16 protein-coding genes are annotated in these 15,964 nt (G+C 35.9%); 8 read left to right on the top strand and 8 right to left on the bottom strand.

Going from position 1 to position 15,964, the window contains the following annotated elements:
* Positions 1–3: 3 nt before the first annotated feature.
* Complete coding sequence (locus tag DNJ73_RS02830) at positions 4–1,002, top strand: transaldolase (RefSeq protein ID WP_158466199.1); 999 nt, start codon at positions 4–6, stop codon at positions 1,000–1,002.
* On the opposite strand, the gene DNJ73_RS02835 is transcribed toward DNJ73_RS02830, so the two are convergent.
* The 5 genes from DNJ73_RS02835 to DNJ73_RS02855 all read right to left on the bottom strand — a co-directional run bounded on the left by DNJ73_RS02835 (position 997) and on the right by DNJ73_RS02855 (position 5,482).
* Entirely contained in the window at positions 997–2,139 is a 1,143-nt protein-coding gene (locus DNJ73_RS02835; RefSeq protein WP_158466200.1) for an NAD(P)/FAD-dependent oxidoreductase, read from the bottom strand. The genes DNJ73_RS02830 and DNJ73_RS02835 overlap by 6 nt on opposite strands.
* Positions 2,136–2,684, bottom strand: a complete 549-nt coding sequence (gene frr / locus DNJ73_RS02840; protein ID WP_158466201.1) for a ribosome recycling factor — start codon at positions 2,682–2,684, stop codon at positions 2,136–2,138. The genes DNJ73_RS02835 and frr overlap by 4 nt, the downstream gene beginning before the upstream one ends.
* Positions 2,685–2,737: 53 nt before the next feature.
* The gene (gene pyrH, locus DNJ73_RS02845) at positions 2,738–3,451 is read right to left on the bottom strand and encodes a UMP kinase (RefSeq protein WP_158466202.1); all 714 of its coding nucleotides are present in this window, start codon (positions 3,449–3,451) and stop codon (positions 2,738–2,740) included.
* 97 nt (positions 3,452–3,548) lie between these two features.
* Entirely contained in the window at positions 3,549–4,241 is a 693-nt protein-coding gene (gene cobO / locus DNJ73_RS02850) for a cob(I)yrinic acid a,c-diamide adenosyltransferase (RefSeq protein ID WP_158466203.1), read from the bottom strand.
* An 80-nt stretch (positions 4,242–4,321) separates the two neighbouring features.
* A complete protein-coding gene (locus tag DNJ73_RS02855) occupies positions 4,322–5,482 on the bottom strand; it encodes a site-specific integrase (protein WP_158466749.1) in 1,161 nt (386 codons plus the stop codon).
* 71 nt (positions 5,483–5,553) lie between these two features.
* Between DNJ73_RS02855 and hemH the strand changes: the two genes are divergently transcribed.
* From hemH to DNJ73_RS02870, 3 genes are all read left to right on the top strand, one after another.
* Positions 5,554–6,729: a ferrochelatase gene (hemH, locus tag DNJ73_RS02860; RefSeq protein ID WP_158466204.1), complete on the top strand. Its 1,176-nt coding sequence runs from the start codon at positions 5,554–5,556 to the stop codon at positions 6,727–6,729.
* A 143-nt stretch (positions 6,730–6,872) separates the two neighbouring features.
* Positions 6,873–8,639 (top strand): biosynthetic-type acetolactate synthase large subunit, encoded by a 1,767-nt coding sequence (gene ilvB / locus DNJ73_RS02865; protein WP_158466205.1) that lies wholly within the window; start codon positions 6,873–6,875, stop codon positions 8,637–8,639.
* A gap of 17 nt (positions 8,640–8,656) precedes the next feature.
* Positions 8,657–9,004, top strand: a complete 348-nt coding sequence (locus DNJ73_RS02870; RefSeq protein ID WP_158466207.1) for a nuclease — start codon at positions 8,657–8,659, stop codon at positions 9,002–9,004.
* 32 nt (positions 9,005–9,036) lie between these two features.
* On the opposite strand, the gene pgeF is transcribed toward DNJ73_RS02870, so the two are convergent.
* The 3 genes from pgeF to DNJ73_RS02885 all read right to left on the bottom strand — a co-directional run bounded on the left by pgeF (position 9,037) and on the right by DNJ73_RS02885 (position 12,048).
* Positions 9,037–9,795, bottom strand: coding sequence for a peptidoglycan editing factor PgeF (gene pgeF, locus DNJ73_RS02875; protein WP_158466209.1), 759 nt, complete (start codon positions 9,793–9,795; stop codon positions 9,037–9,039).
* A 61-nt stretch (positions 9,796–9,856) separates the two neighbouring features.
* The gene (locus tag DNJ73_RS02880; protein WP_158466210.1) at positions 9,857–10,744 is read right to left on the bottom strand and encodes a Tab2/Atab2 family RNA-binding protein; all 888 of its coding nucleotides are present in this window, start codon (positions 10,742–10,744) and stop codon (positions 9,857–9,859) included.
* An 8-nt stretch (positions 10,745–10,752) separates the two neighbouring features.
* The gene (locus DNJ73_RS02885; RefSeq protein ID WP_158466211.1) at positions 10,753–12,048 is read right to left on the bottom strand and encodes a S1 RNA-binding domain-containing protein; all 1,296 of its coding nucleotides are present in this window, start codon (positions 12,046–12,048) and stop codon (positions 10,753–10,755) included.
* A gap of 103 nt (positions 12,049–12,151) precedes the next feature.
* Here DNJ73_RS02885 and DNJ73_RS02890 point away from each other — a divergent pair, with 103 nt between their 5' ends.
* The 4 genes from DNJ73_RS02890 (at position 12,152) to DNJ73_RS02905 (ending at position 15,944) form a co-directional block, all read left to right on the top strand.
* On the top strand, positions 12,152–12,949 hold the full coding sequence (locus DNJ73_RS02890; protein ID WP_158466212.1) for a creatininase family protein: 798 nt from the start codon (positions 12,152–12,154) through the stop codon (positions 12,947–12,949).
* Between the two features lie 74 nt (positions 12,950–13,023).
* Entirely contained in the window at positions 13,024–13,749 is a 726-nt protein-coding gene (locus DNJ73_RS02895) for an aldehyde oxygenase (deformylating) (RefSeq protein WP_158466213.1), read from the top strand.
* A gap of 144 nt (positions 13,750–13,893) precedes the next feature.
* Positions 13,894–14,934 carry a long-chain acyl-[acyl-carrier-protein] reductase gene (locus DNJ73_RS02900; protein ID WP_158466214.1) on the top strand — a complete coding sequence of 347 codons (1,041 nt, stop codon included), beginning with the start codon at positions 13,894–13,896 and terminating at the stop codon, positions 14,932–14,934.
* A gap of 20 nt (positions 14,935–14,954) precedes the next feature.
* A complete protein-coding gene (locus tag DNJ73_RS02905) occupies positions 14,955–15,944 on the top strand; it encodes an acetyl-CoA carboxylase carboxyltransferase subunit alpha (protein ID WP_158466215.1) in 990 nt (329 codons plus the stop codon).
* The last annotated feature ends 20 nt before the right edge of the window (positions 15,945–15,964 follow it).

Raw genomic sequence — 15,964 nt, forward strand, 5'->3', positions numbered from 1 at the left:
ATTATGCAATCCCTTCTTGAGAAGTTATCTTCAATGACTGTAGTAGTTGCTGATACTGGTGACCTTGAGGCGATTAAAAAATTTCACCCCAGAGATGCCACCACAAACCCTTCTTTGATTTTGGCGGCCGCACAGATACCTGCCTATCAAAATTTGATTGATAAAGCCCTGACTAATTCTAGAGAAATGTTGGGGACCGAAGCCTCAAATAGCGATGTAGTTAAAGAAGCTTTGGATGAATTATGTGTTGTCTTTGGGAAAGAGATTTTGAAATTAATTCCTGGTCGTGTCTCAACAGAAGTTGATGCAAGACTGAGTTTTGATACTGAGGCCACTATTTTGAAAGCTAGAAAAATAATTGCTAAATATAATCAAGCAGGTATTTCTAATGATCGTGTTTTAATTAAAATAGCTTCTACTTGGGAAGGTATTAAGGCCGCTGAAGTATTAGAGAAAGAAAATATTCATTGCAATCTAACTTTATTGTTTAATTTTTATCAAGCTGTTGCATGTGCTGATGCTGGTGTGACTTTAATATCTCCTTTTGTTGGTAGAATTTTAGACTGGTATAAAAAAGCTACAGGAAAAGATTTTTATCCAGGAATTGAAGATCCTGGTGTAATTTCGGTTACTAAAATATTTAATTACTTTAAGTCAAATGGTTATAAAACAGAAGTTATGGGGGCAAGTTTCAGGAATATTGAAGAAATCACAGAGCTTGCTGGATGTGATCTCCTAACGATTTCTCCTAAGTTGCTTCAGCAACTTAATGAAACTTATTCTGACTTGCCTATTAAGCTAAATGCACAAAACCCTTTAGTAATTGATGAGAAGATTCATCTAGATCAAACATCTTTTGAACTTATGATGGCTGGAGATAAAATGGCGACCGAAAAACTTACCGAAGGAATAAAAGGTTTTAGTCAAGCAATTGAGAAATTAGAGAATCAATTGAATGAAAGAATTGAGTTAATTGAAGAAGGAATTGCCCTTGCTTTATGACCTTGACTTTTGAAAGATTAATCTGTTAATTACTCTTTTTGCAATGTCTTCGTAGCTCATCTCACCAGAAAGAATTTGAGCAATTCTTTCTGGTGCAGTGGGTCTTTTAACTCCTAACTGATAACCGACTTTAGGAAAACGATAAAAAACTTGAGAAATTCTTTTTCCCCAAGCCATCGAATTGCCCCAGTTCTTTTTCATATTATTAGTGTAATTATCTAAATTATTAATTTCTCCATCTAACCAATTAACAAGACAGTTTGCGGCTTCATATCCGCTCATCAAGGCCGGTCTTAATCCCTCTGCTAAAAAAGGATCACATAATGATGCAGCATCACCAACAAGAAGAATTCCGTCTCCGCTTAAATTATTGTGGCCATTCCATATTCTCAATTTTTTCTCTTGACCAGTTACATCACAGGGCTCAAGTCCTAGATCAGGAAGAAAAGATTTTAGGATTTTATCAATGGGAATTGAATTTTTACTATCTAGAAAAGTTCCTATTCCAATATTTATTTCATCCTTTAATGGAAAGGCCCATGCGAATCCATTTTTTACGAGACCAAATTCGAATCTGGCAGTTTCACTTCTTAATTTTCCCTTTCTTTTAATTCTTCCTGAGAAAGTGGAAGCAAATTTCAGATTCTTTGGACCTAAATTAAAAGTTTTTGGCCACTGTGATTGGGATCCATCAGCAATAACAACTGCCTTGGCCTCTATTTGTCTCCCATCAAGAGCTGTTATTTGCCAAATATTAGAATTCTTTTTTATTATTTTAACGACGATAAAAGTAGTTAATATATTACAGCCAGAATTTAGTGCTTGACCTAATAAAAACGAATCGAGATTTTCTCGTTTGAGAATCCAAAAAGGAGAATCGCCAGAGAGCTCAGCAACAACCTTGTCAGTATTGCACCAACTAAATTCTACATTTGTTATTACTTCCTCAACAATTGACATAAGGTTAAAAGGAAACCATTTTTGTACTGCAGCAGACATCCCCCCCCCGCAGGTCCTTTCAGCAGAGGAATTGTTTTTTTCAAGAATACATACGCTTTTACCTTTATAGGCTAGATGAAATGCTGTTGTACATCCAGATGCACCCCCTCCAATAATGGCAACATCAATAATTGTCAAACTTTTAATATCTCAGCTTCTTTTTCTGCAAGTTTTTTTTCAATATCATTAATAAAGTGATCAGTCTCTTTTTGAATTGTTTCTTGTTCATCTCTGCTTTGATCTTCAGAAAGGTCACCGTCTTTTTCTGATTTTTTTACTTTTTCTATTGCATCACGACGTATATTTCTAAGGGCAACTTTTCCTTCTTCTGCATACTTGGAAGCAAGTTTACAAAATTCTTTTCTTCTTTCTTCAGTTAGAGGTGGAACATTTATACGGATTATTTTTCCATCATTATTGGGAGTGAAACCTAGATCACTTGTCGCTATAGCTTTTTCAATTGTGGCCAGTGAACCTAAATCGAATGGTTGGATTGCAATTGTTTGGGAGTCAGGTGTTGAGATGGTCGCAAGAGACTTTAGTGGTGTTTCGGCCCCATAGTATTCGACTGTTATTCTGTCTAATAATGATGTATTAGCCCTTCCAGTCCTTATGGTATTAAAGTTTCTTTGAGCAGCTTCTACAGATTTACCCATTGTGTGTTTAAGCTCTTTGTTTGACATTTTGATTTAAGTTATGGGGAAATTGATTATTAAAAAGGTTCAAAATTATGGTGTTAACTTGAATTAGATATTCTTGATCCAATTGGCTCACCTGAAATAGCCTTAGCGATATTTCCTGGCTGGAAAATATTAAAAACAACTATGGGTATTTTATTGTCTTTGCAAAGAGCAATAGCAGTACTATCCATTACTTCAATTTCGTTAGTTAAAACATCTTGAAAGGTGAGATTTTCATACTTGACGGCATCAGGGAATTTTTTTGGATCTCGATTATAAACTCCATCAACTTTCGTTGCTTTGAAGACAACCTCAGCGTTTATTTCAGCGGCTCTGAGGGCCGCAGTTGTATCAGTAGTAAAGAAAGGATTTCCGCATCCACCTCCAAATACAACTACCCTTCCTTTCTCAAGATGTCTGATAGCTCTCCTTCTAATATAAGGTTCTGCAATCTGTTGCATGTCAATAGCAGATTGGACTCTCGTAGGTACCCCTGCTCTTTCTAGTCCATCCTGAAGTGTAATTGCATTCATGACAGTAGCAAGCATTCCTACATAGTCAGCAGTAGCTCTATCCATTCCAGCGGCTGATCCTTTTAACCCTCTGAAAATATTCCCACCCCCAACTACTATCGCTATTTGCGTACCATTTTCTGCTACTTTTGAAACATCTTTGGCTATAGATTGAACAATTTCAGGATCAATCCCATAAGGTTTTTCTCCCATAAGAGCTTCACCACTGAGTTTTATAAGTGCTCTAGAGTATGTCATTAAAAATCAATATCCAATTGACAGTAGCAAGTTCTGAGAGAACGTCTTGATATCTGTATTGGATCCCTTGAGATGGAAATATTTTCAAGATTCAAATTTAGTACTCAATTCCTTCTTGTGCCTTTACCCCTTGCTCTCTAAAAGGATGATGGATTAATTTCATCTCAGTCACTAGATCAGCTGAATCGATTAATTTTTTTGAAGCGCCTCTTCCAGTTAGGACCACATGAGTAAGCTCAGGTCGCATTTTTATACCTTCTATAATTTCCTCTTCATCTATATATCCAAGTTTTATAGCAATAATTATCTCATCAAGTATTACAAGTTTATAGCTAGAATCTTTAATATAGGAGAACGCTTTTATCCAACTTGATTGAACTAATCGTATATCTTTATTTCTATCTTGTGTCTCCCAAGTGAACCCTTCTCCATATGCATGAAACTTTAAATTTCCTCCGAATTTTTTGAATGCCAATGACTCTCCAGGCTCCCAGCCGCCTTTAATAAATTGAATTATCGCAACTTTATGGTTATGACCAAGAGTTCGTATCCCCATACCCAAAGCTGCTGTTGTTTTACCTTTCCCTTGGCCAGTATTAATTATTATAAGACCTTTTTCTTTTTGTCTTTCTTTTAATCTTTGTGTTTGAACTTCCTTCCTTTTTTCCATTCTTTTACGATACTTTTCTTCGCTAATTTCTGGTATTAAATTACCACCCATTCCTATTTCTTCTGCATTCTTATCTAGGTTATTAAGTCTTGAATTTTGACTGGGAACCTTTTGATTCATATCCTTAGGTTAAATTTTAAAAGTTAATAAAAATAATAATAAAAGAATATGATATCTATAAATATTAATTATTCACTTTGTTAATATTTGACTCTAGATAAAGCACTGTCAACAGCAAGTTGCTGATCTCTTTTTGTTATCCAATGATGATAAGTTTTTGTATGGATCGAAACTGAGTGACCCATCATTTTCGCAGCTACTGTATTAGGAAGACCTATTAAAATTGTTCTAACTGCCCATGCATGCCTTAAATCATAGGGAGTAAAAGAAATTTTATATCTTCTAAATTGTTCAGATACCCTCCTTCCGATATGTTGAAGAGTGGTATCTTTTAAATCTGTTTTAATATTAGGGAGTAAATCTGATGTATTAGTTATATTATCCAACTCAAATAAACTAACCCATTCAGGGTGAAATGGCCAAACTTGATGTTCTCCTGTTTTTGTATTAGGGAAAACTCTAAGTATTTTATCTGCATCTTTTTTTAAGCAAGATAAATCACTAAAGAATACTTCATGATTTCTTAGCCCATAGGTAGCCATTAATCCAAAAACAAACCTCCATTTTGGATTTGGGATTAAATGAAAGCTATTAATGATTTCATCGTCACTAGGCAATTCTCTGAAATTAGATTCGTGAATTCCATACCCGCTTTGAAGTTGTTTCCAATTCTCAGGTAGTTCTAAATTGAGATGTCTTGCTAAAGCGCTTAAAGCGATGCCACATTGTTGCCTACTACGAGAATTTTCCTTGTAACTTAAAAGGATTTTCATCAGAAGTCCCTCGCCTAATTTAAGGTTGGATTGATTACTTACTCCAATTATTCTGTTCATATATGGTTTGTAAGCAGACTGCCAAGTGCTGATCATGCCTGCGGGTGATTTGCTTTTAGATGTATCAGAAAAAAATTTTTTTTTAAAGCTTTCTATTTCATTGACTATGTTTTGATTGTTACTTTTTGTTGAAGAGATAGTTTTTTCTTTTATCCAATGAGACCAGCTAAATTGATTTTTTTTGAGTTGAAAATCAATTAATTCTATTGCTTTTTTAGCTTCTTCTAAACCGTTAATGTCGAATGGGAGTTTAAGACTTACTCTTTGAACTTTTGAAAGATTTGGAGATTTCTTATCAGGCAATGAACCACGAATATTTAAAACTTTACCTCTTTTTTCAATTTTTAGAGTGATTCCCTTTGATTCAAGATCCTGATTGATATCTAGTAACTTTTGATTCGCGTCCATCATCCTGTAAATTTAGCTAGCCTTACCTTGATAAGGGTTTTTATAACCTTTTATAAGGAGTTTTTTCTAAAATGGCTCGGGTTGGTGTCCTCTTACTAAATCTCGGAGGTCCTGAGAGGATTAAGGACGTTGGACCATTTTTATATAATCTATTTTCTGATCCAGAGATAATTCGTTTACCAGTTCGTGCTTTTCAGAAACCTTTGGCTTGGCTTATTAGTTTATTACGAAGTAGCAAATCGCAAGAAGCTTATAGGTCAATTGGAGGTGGATCTCCTTTGCGCCGTATCACAGAGCAGCAAGCAAGAGAACTCCAAAGTTATCTTAGAAACCTAGGAATAGACGCAACAACATATGTCGCCATGAGATATTGGCACCCATTTACTGAGTCAGCTGTAGCGGATATAAAGGCTGATGGTGTAAGCGAGGTTGTTGTGTTACCTCTTTATCCCCATTTTTCAATAAGTACAAGTGGATCTAGTTTTCGAGAGCTCAAAAGGTTGAGAGATAGTGATTCTGAATTTGAAAAATTATCTATTCGTTGTATTCGGAGCTGGTTTGATCATCCAGCTTATGTATCTTCAATGGCAGAATTAATAAAGGGACAAATCCAAGCTTGTGATTTACCCGAAGAGGCCCACGTTTTTTTTACTGCCCATGGAGTGCCCAAAAGTTATGTAGAAGAAGCTGGTGATCCTTATCAAGATCAAATACAAAACTGTTCACTTTTGATTATTGACCAGCTTGAAACTTCACTTGGATTTAGTAACTCTTTCTCACTTGCTTATCAAAGTAGAGTAGGGCCAGAAGAATGGCTAAAACCATATACTGAAGACATTTTAGAAAAGCTAGGAAAATCAGGTGTCAAGGAACTTGTTGTTGTCCCAATTAGTTTTGTAAGTGAACATATTGAAACACTCCAAGAGATTGATATTGAGTACAAAGAAATTGCTAATAAAAATGGCATTGTTAATTTTAAAAGAGTCCCAGCACTTGATACTTACCCGTTGTTTATTGAAGGATTAGCTGATCTGGTTTCTTCTTGCTTAAGCGGCGAAGGAATTAGTTTAGAGGAAGCATCAAAATTGCCAGAAAGAGTAAAACTTTATCCTCAAGAGAAATGGCAGTGGGGATGGAACAACAGCTCTGAAGTATGGAATGGAAGAGTAGCAATGATTGTTTTTCTTTGCTTTTTGTTGGAATTAATAATTGGTGATGGACCTTTACATCAAATAGGCTTGTTGTGAAGAATTAAAATAACTTTAAGTATTAATTAACTACTAGTCTGAATAGTTCTTAAACAAAGAGAATTTAATTAATTTTTGCTTAACTTAGATTAATTGAAGTTATGCATACTAAGATTTATTGTTAACTGAGATTTTGTTCTGCCGTGACCCTGACTTCTGCGCCTAATGATATAGGAGATTCAGGCAAAATAACTCAATACGAGATGTCAGGAGCTGATGCACTGATGGATTCTCTTCGTAGACACGGAGTTGATACTATTTTTGGCTATCCAGGTGGTGCAATCCTTCCAATATATGATGCAGTTTTTAAAGCAGAGCAGGAGGGCTGGTTAAGACATATTCTTGTTCGACATGAGCAGGGGGGGACTCATGCTGCAGATGGTTTCGCAAGATCCACCGGAAAAGTAGGTGTTTGTTTTGGTACATCTGGACCTGGTGCTACAAATTTAGTCACAGGGATAGCTACGGCGCAAATGGATTCTGTTCCTTTAGTTGTCATAACAGGACAAGTCCCAAGACCAGCTATCGGTACTGATGCTTTTCAAGAAACGGATATTTTTGGGATAACACTCCCCATTGTTAAGCATTCATGGGTTGTTAGAGATCCTTCTGAAATTGCAAAAGTTGTTGCTCAAGCCTTTCTCATCGCCTCCTCAGGTAGACCAGGTCCTGTTTTGATTGATATACCAAAGGATGTTGGACAAGAGTTGTTTGAATATCGACCTGTTGAGCCAGGTTCAATAAAGCCTGCAGGCTTTGAACTTCCATTTGCTCCAGAACATAAAGCAATAAGTGAAGCTTTAGATTTAATTGAAAATGCTGAGCAACCACTTCTTTACGTAGGAGGAGGTGTTATCTCATCTGGAGCACATGAAACACTTGCTGCGATCGCTAATAAATATCAAATCCCCGTAACAACAACTTTGATGGGTAAAGGAGCGTTTGATGAACGTGAACCTCTATCAGTTGGGATGCTTGGAATGCATGGAACAGCTTATGCAAACTTTGCTGTAACTGAATGTGATTTGTTGATTGCAATTGGAGCAAGATTTGATGACAGAGTTACAGGTAAATTGGATACTTTTGCACCAAGAGCAAAAGTAATTCATTTTGAGATTGATCCAGCTGAAATAAATAAAAATAGAATCGTTGAAGTTTCCGTCCTTGGTGACGTTGGTATTAGTCTTGTGAAATTATTAAATCTTAGTAATCAAAGGAAAATTAATCCAAAAACTTCTAACTGGTTGAACAAAATTAAAAAATGGAAGAATGATTTTCCTTTGATTAAACCGCCTAAAGAAGGAGAGATTTATCCACAGGAAGTATTAATTGCATTGAGAGATTTAGCACAAGATGCTTTTATTACTACAGATGTTGGGCAACATCAAATGTGGGCTGCTCAATATTTGTTGAATGGACCAAGGCAATGGATTAGCAGCGCCGGGCTTGGAACAATGGGTTATGGAATGCCCGCTGCAATGGGAGTAAAAGTTGCTTTACCTGAAGAGCAAGTTATCTGTATCGCTGGAGATGCAAGTATTTTAATGAATATTCAAGAACTCGGAACTATTGCCCAGTACAAGTTGAATTTAAAAATAATTATTATCAATAATCATTGGCAAGGCATGGTTAGACAATGGCAAGAAAGTTTCTATGATGAAAGATATTCTGCTTCTAACATGTCAGTTGGGGAGCCTGATTTTATTTCATTATCTCAGGCTTTTGGAATTGAGGGCGTTGTAATCTCTGAAAGGGATCAGTTAATACCTCAACTGCAGAGAGCCTTAGCAAGTGAAGGACCTGTTCTCGTTAACGTAAATGTGAGGAAGGGTGAGAATTGTTATCCAATGGTGCCACCAGGAAAAAGTAATGCTCAAATGGTTGGAATACCTGATATAAATAGAGAATGAAAAATTAGATTTAGCTAATGAATAAGTTTCTTATGAAAATTGTTGTGTTATTAATATCTTTTTTTTGTTTTTTATCTAAGGTCTATGCTGCCGAAATTTTGCAAGTAAGTAGTTCTTCTGTTTTGCTAATCGGAGATCATAATCGAACTTACACTGTGAAAATAGCTTGTACGGAGGTTAGTCCTGATTTAGAGGAAAGATCGATTATTTGGTTGAGAAAACAATTACCTAGACATACAAAAGTAAACCTAAAACCTAAAGGGTCAGAAGATGGGGTGTTAATAGCAAAAGTTATTCCATTTAAGAGTAATATTGATATAGCTGAGGAATTTATAAATGAAGGACTTGCGACAAATAAATGCTAAATTTAATTAAGGTAATACATTTATAATTATTTCTATGAATATATACAACTCCATTGCCTTAGCTTTGTATTATTTCTTCTATATGAATTAAATAGTTTTGGATTTGAGTAAGTGCAAAGTCTGTTCAGATCGATTTGAGATTGTTTTATACCTTCGTTATATAGTTGTAATATAGCAGCAGCTTGTATATCGATTAATAACCTATCAGGATTAGGGTCTTTTCTATATAAATTTAATTCTTCTTCTTTAGGCCCTTCGATTTTATATAAATAACTCTCCATATATCCTTTCCCTGTTAGCTCAATAATTAAATCCTCAACATCTTTAGTCATAACTTGATAATTATCTCCTTTAATAGATGGTCCAAGGGCAATAATTAGATTGCTTTTCTTCGCCCCTAAAGCCGTAAAAATTTTTAATAATTTTGAGATAATATGTTTTTTAATACCTTTTAACCCAGAATGGCAAGCAGCAATTTGCCTTGTCTTTTTATCTGCAATTAGTATTGGTATGCAATCTGCTGTATATACCCATAAACTTTGAAATTTTTTTTTGGTTATTAGACAATCAGCAAAATTAGATTCTAAATCTAATGTGTTATTTACTTGAAGAATTTTATTACTATGCACTTGCTTTAAATAGTTAATATTTGAGACTAAGTTTAGTTCATTTTGCAATTCGCCTGGTTTGTTCTTTTTATGTCTTTTTGTAAAAAAAGCATTTATAAAACCATGTTCTTTTAATAGACTAGATTGAAAATATTTTGTATTATTGTAATTTATTAATTTCATTAATTTTATACTTCTTAGATAAGGTCAAATTAAGTTTTATCTTGGAAAAATATAATAATAATTATCCAATATCTCGTAGCATCCAAAAACCGTCAAGCGAGTTTTGTTCGGAACTTTTTTGGACTGAAATAAATTGAAGTCCATCAGCATCTAGCTTCGAACTTGAAAAATTATTTTCAATAGCCTTTTTTGCTTCTTCTTCGACATCCGTGACGAGCCACCTATCAGCTTGCCCAGCTTCTAGAATTATTTGTGTTCCTTCAATTAATAGTTTTACTGGTTCAAGTCCCCCAAGCCATGCTGCGAGAGCCAAGGACCTGTTTGAACTAAAAAGTCTAATACCAGGAATAGAAATATTCTCTTTAATTGATTCTTTTATGGGAATTAAATTTGAAAACTCTATTTCCCATTCATCAGCCTCTCTAAGTGTGTTAATTGAGAGTGAAGCAAAGCTCCAAGAGTCTCCTCTTACTTCCTCAGGTAATGGTATTGCTTGATTTTTGATTGGGTCCGATGGAGGTGCGAGGTTAACACCTATGTATCCTTTTTGTTGAGGATAAAAATTTCTTTCTCTATCAATAAGCCACTCCAACAAGGTATATGTTCTTTTACTCGATATAAGTTCAATGCCAACTTGATCTGCTGCACGTTTTATCATTGTTTTCATAGATGATCGCCAACAACGTAATACAGAAGGTGTTTCCCATCCTTGAGAATTGGCTTCATTAATAGCTTCTTCTAAGGCTTCTTTTAACCAAATTGAATTAACACTTGATGCGGGACATATTTTTTCCCATTTAAATGTTTTCTTATCTTTGAAATCATTTGTACTTGTTATAAGCAATTCCCATCTTTTTTTTCCATTTTCATCTAATATTGGTCTGGAATAAAAGTCAATTTCCCAGTCTGTTTTTTTTAAATTAGATTCCTTGGGTACACTTATAATCATTATTTTAGTTATGAAGGTAAATTGATATTTTTTTCTTCTTTTTGTGGTTCAACTTTTTCTTTGTTAAGACTATTTCGAGCTTTAATTGCTCTCTCCTCTGCTTCCTCCATTACTTTTGATTTATCAGTAATAAGTTCTCCTGGAGGACCTTCTAAAATTGCCGTATTTAATCCAATACGTCCACGCGAGGGATCTAAATCAGTTATCAAAGCTTTAATGGATTCACCAGTTTGAAAAACTTCTCTAAGACTCCTCATGCTTCCATTCGTAACCATTGAATGATGTAATAATCCGCTGACGCCTTTTAAATCTACAAAGAAACCATAAGGTTTAATTGTTAAAATTTCACCTTCGATAAGTTGTCCAATTTCTAACTCAGAAAATCTTGATGCAATTGCGGCTTTCTTTTCTGAAAGAACAAGTTTTCTTCTCTCTGGATTTACCTCTAAAAAAGCTGCATTAATTGTTTTTGAAACAAGCGATTGATGATTCTCTCCATCTTCAAGTTGAGATCTGGGAATAAAACCTCTTAATCCTTCGAAATCACACGTAACTCCTCCTCGGTTAAAACCATTAATTTTAACTCGAATTACTTTCCCTTCTTTTGCAAGATTTTGAACTTTGTCCCAGCTTTTTCTTAACTCTAAAGCCCTGCAACTGATTGTTACCATTCCATCTGCATTTTGTTCCCTAGTAACAAGGACTTCTACTTCTAAACCTTTTGGGAAACGCTCTTTTAAATTTGTAATTACACCTAAACCACATTCATTTTTAGGCATGAAGCCAGGAGCTTTTCCCCCTATGTCGACATAAATACCATCACTTTCAATTGCAATAACTGACCCTTTAGCAATTTCACCTGTAGTACCTATCGGTTGATTTTCTTCTAATGCTGCTAAAAACTCATCTTCGTCAAAATCAAATTCATCAACTTTTCTTTCTTGTTTTTCAAAAGCCTTTTGTTCATCAAAAGAGTTAACTTTTTTGATTTTAGAATTACTTTCTTCTGATCTTAGTAAATCTTCCATCGTCATAGCTGGAAAACTTTCGCTAGGACTTTCCTCGAGTACTTTTTTCGACTCAGGAGCTTTTTTTAGACGAGAAATGTTTTTTTCGACTGGAACTTTGTCAACTAACCTTTTATCTTTAGTTTGTTCAGAGAAATCTTTCTCAGATGGATTTTCACTAATGATCTGTTCATCAGTCTTCCGACTAATATGCATAACCTGCAATGGCTTGCGAGGTGTATTGTTTGCCGGCCTTGGGGGAGTAGCTTTTTTAGGCTGAGGATCTGACCCGGCCATAATATCCCTTGGTAATAAGTGAATCATTCTTACAGTCAAGGGTAAGTTGTTTTTGAATTAATAGGAGATTTCTATCATTTTTCAAAATCGTCGATTTGAACATTTGACCTGGCCTGAAGCTTCAAAAGCCGCTTCAGAGAAAGGATCTACATTGGTTTGGCCCTTTGGAGCATGTGAACAGCATGGACCACATTTACCTTTAATTACTGATACTTTTTTTGCAGAGAATATTTTAATAAAGACCCTAGAAGGATTGCCAAGAGAAATGCCGATATGGATGATGCCATCTCAATCAATTGGTTTCTCTCCTGAGCATCAGGCTTTTCCTGGAACTTTATCTTTATCGGCAAATGTTTTGCTTTCACTTGTTAGTGATGTTGGTAAGCAGATAGCTTCTATGGGATTCAAAAGATTAGTCTTTTTTAATGCTCATGGAGGACAAATAGGATTGCTTCAAGCTGTTTCCAGGCAATTAAGAATTCAATGTCCTTCTTTAGCAGTACTGCCTTGTTTTATTTGGAGTGGAGTCCCTGGCTTAGATGATCTTTTGCCTGATAAAGAGGTTGAGGAAGGTCTTCATGCTGCATTGGCAGAGACAAGTCTTATGTTGCACATGGCTGGAGATTTAGTTCGCAATGATTCTTACTTAGAAAAAGAAATTTCTAATGGTGAGATTGTTGCAACTCCAAAAGGTTGGAGCCTTGAGGGTGCGTCTCCATGTGCATGGCTTACAGAAGAATTGAGCTCTTCTGGGGTTATTGGGGATGCAAGTTCTTCAAATGCCAAATTGGGTGCCGCTTTGGAAAATGCACTAATAGATCACTGGAAGTCCCTATTTACAAGCCTTTTGGATAGTGATTGGCCACCAAATATGTCAGAAAAACCTGTTTCTAGCAGTTAAGATGTGGTAACTGAACTACCATTTTGTATTTATTTCTGTAAGATCACTCAGATTGATAAATTTCTAATAGATCTATGCAAGCTCTTGCATCCGACAATTTAACAGTAGAAAATAAAGAGTTAAGCTCTGACTCTCTTCCAGATTTCACTTCTGAATCTTACAAAGATGCATACAGCAGAATTAATGCAGTTGTAATTGAAGGTGAGCAAGAAGCGTATTCCAATTTTCTTGATCTAGCTAAGATGATCCCAGAGCACGCTGAAGAGCTTATAAGGCTTGGGAAGATGGAGAAAAAGCATATGAATGGTTTTTGTGCTTGTGGCAGGAATCTTGCTGTTAAGCCTGATATGCCCTTTGCAAAAACATTTTTTTCAAAACTCCACAATAATTTTATAGAAGCTTTTAAAGCTGGAAATACAACTACTTGCCTTCTAATTCAGTGCATTTTGATTGAATCTTTTGCTATATCTGCTTATCACGTTTACATTCGTGTGGCTGATCCTTTTGCTAAAAGAATTACTGAAGGTGTTGTTCAAGATGAATACTTGCATTTGAATTATGGTCAGGAATGGTTGAAGGCCAATCTTGACTCCGTGAAAAAAGATCTTATGAAGGCTAATAAAGAAAACTTGCCATTAATTAAATCAATGCTTGATGAAGTTTCTAATGATGCTGAAGTTCTTCATATGGATAAGGAAGAGTTAATGGAAGAATTTATGATTGCTTATCAGGACTCTCTTCTTGAAATAGGTCTAGACAATAGAGAAATTGCAAGAATGGCTCTTGCAGCAGTAATTTAAGATTTTAATTTTACATATTTCTCCTTTTATCAATTCCTCAAGAATTTAAACTTCTTGAGGAATTCTTTTTTTTGTCACCTTGGTGGTCTAACCTTCAATCTTGAATAAATAGTTAGTTTCAATTTTGATCTTGCTCGGTACCAAATGTTTGGGCTAATTGGACATTCAACAAGCTTTGAAGATGCCAAGCGCAAGGCATTGGGCTTGGGGTATGACCATATCGCTGAAGGGGATTTGGATGTTTGGTGTACTGCTCCACCTCAGTTGGTCGAGCACGTAAAGGTTGTAAGTGCCATAGGAAAGACAATAGAAGGGGCTTATATAGACTCATGCTTTGTTCCTGAGATGCTCAGCCGCTTCAAGACTGCTAGAAGAAAAGTTCTAAATGCAATGGAGTTAGCTCAAAAAAAAGGGATCAGCATCACCGCTCTTGGAGGATTTACATCAATAATTTTTGAGAATTTTAATTTGCTTCAGAATCAACAAGTTAGAAATACAACTCTTGATTGGCAAAGATTTACCACTGGTAACACGCATACAGCTTGGGTTATTTGTAGACAGCTAGAGCAAAATGCACCTCGAATCGGAATTGATTTGAGTAAATCTAAAGTAGCTGTTGTTGGTGCAACTGGTGATATCGGTAGTGCGGTATGTCGCTGGTTATCTAATCGAACTGGTGTTTCAGAACTTTTATTAGTAGCTAGACAGCAAAAGCCACTAGTTGAACTTCAATCTCAACTTGGAGGAGGGAGAATTCTTACTCTTGACGAAGCTTTACCCGAGGCAGATATTGTAATTTGGGTTGCAAGTATGCCCAAAACTTTAGAAATTGATCCAACTAAAATTAAACGACCTTGCTTGATGATTGATGGTGGATACCCTAAAAATTTAGGGGAGAAGTTCTCTGGTTCTGGCATTCATATTTTAAAGGGAGGAATAGTTCAATTTTTCAAGGATATTGGCTGGAGCATGATGGAATTGGCAGAGATGGAAAATCCTAAAAGAGAAATGTTTGCTTGTTTTGCTGAAGCAATGCTTCTTGAATTTGAGGAATGTCATACAAATTTCAGTTGGGGAAGGAACAATATCACTCTTGAAAAGATGGATTTTATAGGTAAGGCATCTGAAAGACATGGATTTTCCGCAGTTGGCTTGAAATCAAATATTCAGACATTAACCGTCTGATTATTTGATTTTTTTTTTTCATGGCTAGACGTTTTCTCCTCGAGTTTGAAAAGCCTCTTGTAGAGCTGGAAAAGCAGATTGATCAAATTAGAGAATTAGCAAGAGATTCAGAGGTTGATGTAAGTCAACAACTCCTGCAATTAGAGACACTGGCTGCAAGAAGGAGAGAAGAAATATTTAATGCACTTACACCGGCTCAAAAGATTCAAGTAGCTAGACATCCTCAAAGGCCTAGCACGCTTGATTACATTCAAATGTTTTGTGATGACTGGGTAGAGTTACATGGAGATAGAAACGGCACTGATGACCAGGCGCTCGTAGGGGGGTTAGCACGAATTGGAGAAAAATCTGTCCTTATTATCGGTCAACAAAAAGGTAGGGATACAAAAGAGAATGTCGCTCGTAACTTTGGAATGGCTAAGCCAGGAGGATATAGAAAAGCTTTGAGGCTAATGGATCATGCAGATCGATTTAATTTGCCGATAATATCTTTTATTGATACTCCTGGGGCTTATGCAGGGCTCCTAGCAGAAGAACAAGGCCAGGGTGAGGCAATTGCTGTGAATTTGCGTGAAATGTTTAGATTGAAAGTACCGATAATTGCAACTGTAATTGGGGAAGGTGGCTCTGGAGGTGCTTTGGGAATAGGTGTAGCAGACAGGTTGCTTATGTTTGAGCATAGTGTTTATACAGTTGCAAGTCCTGAAGCTTGTGCCTCGATTTTATGGAGGGATGCTGGTAAGGCGCCCGAAGCAGCATCTTCCCTGAAAATTACTGGACCTGATCTTTTGAAGCTAGGGATTGTCGATGAGGTCTTAAAAGAGCCTTCTGGAGGGAATAATTGGGCACCTCTTCAGGCCGGAGATACCTTGAAAAATGCCCTTGAAAAGCATTTGTCTGAATTATTGGCTTTATCCTCTGACGAATTAAGGAATAATAGATATTCCAAATTTAGACAAATAGGAAAATATTTGGAATCTCAATCTCTTGAGAGTGAAGTTACAGTTTAAAGTTTTAATGTTTGCTTCTA

It is taken from the genome of Prochlorococcus marinus XMU1408, from assembly GCF_003208055.1.
Taxonomy (GTDB): Bacteria; Cyanobacteriota; Cyanobacteriia; order PCC-6307; family Cyanobiaceae; genus Prochlorococcus_B; species Prochlorococcus_B marinus_A.

Excerpts from the sequence above, each read along its gene's own strand:
- DNJ73_RS02830 (WP_158466199.1), top strand. The coding sequence starts at position 4 with ATGCAATCCCTTCTTGAGAAGTTATCTTCAATGACTGTAGTAGTTGCT.
- frr (WP_158466201.1), bottom strand. The coding sequence starts at position 2,684 with ATGTCAAACAAAGAGCTTAAACACACAATGGGTAAATCTGTAGAAGCT.
- pyrH (WP_158466202.1), bottom strand. The coding sequence starts at position 3,451 with ATGACATACTCTAGAGCACTTATAAAACTCAGTGGTGAAGCTCTTATG.
- cobO (WP_158466203.1), bottom strand. The coding sequence starts at position 4,241 with ATGAATCAAAAGGTTCCCAGTCAAAATTCAAGACTTAATAACCTAGAT.
- DNJ73_RS02855 (WP_158466749.1), bottom strand. The coding sequence starts at position 5,482 with ATGGACGCGAATCAAAAGTTACTAGATATCAATCAGGATCTTGAATCA.
- hemH (WP_158466204.1), top strand. The coding sequence starts at position 5,554 with ATGGCTCGGGTTGGTGTCCTCTTACTAAATCTCGGAGGTCCTGAGAGG.
- DNJ73_RS02870 (WP_158466207.1), top strand. The coding sequence starts at position 8,657 with ATGAATAAGTTTCTTATGAAAATTGTTGTGTTATTAATATCTTTTTTT.
- pgeF (WP_158466209.1), bottom strand. The coding sequence starts at position 9,795 with ATGAAATTAATAAATTACAATAATACAAAATATTTTCAATCTAGTCTA.
- DNJ73_RS02880 (WP_158466210.1), bottom strand. The coding sequence starts at position 10,744 with ATGATTATAAGTGTACCCAAGGAATCTAATTTAAAAAAAACAGACTGG.
- DNJ73_RS02885 (WP_158466211.1), bottom strand. The coding sequence starts at position 12,048 with ATGGCCGGGTCAGATCCTCAGCCTAAAAAAGCTACTCCCCCAAGGCCG.
- DNJ73_RS02895 (WP_158466213.1), top strand. The coding sequence starts at position 13,024 with ATGCAAGCTCTTGCATCCGACAATTTAACAGTAGAAAATAAAGAGTTA.
- DNJ73_RS02900 (WP_158466214.1), top strand. The coding sequence starts at position 13,894 with ATGTTTGGGCTAATTGGACATTCAACAAGCTTTGAAGATGCCAAGCGC.
- DNJ73_RS02905 (WP_158466215.1), top strand. The coding sequence starts at position 14,955 with ATGGCTAGACGTTTTCTCCTCGAGTTTGAAAAGCCTCTTGTAGAGCTG.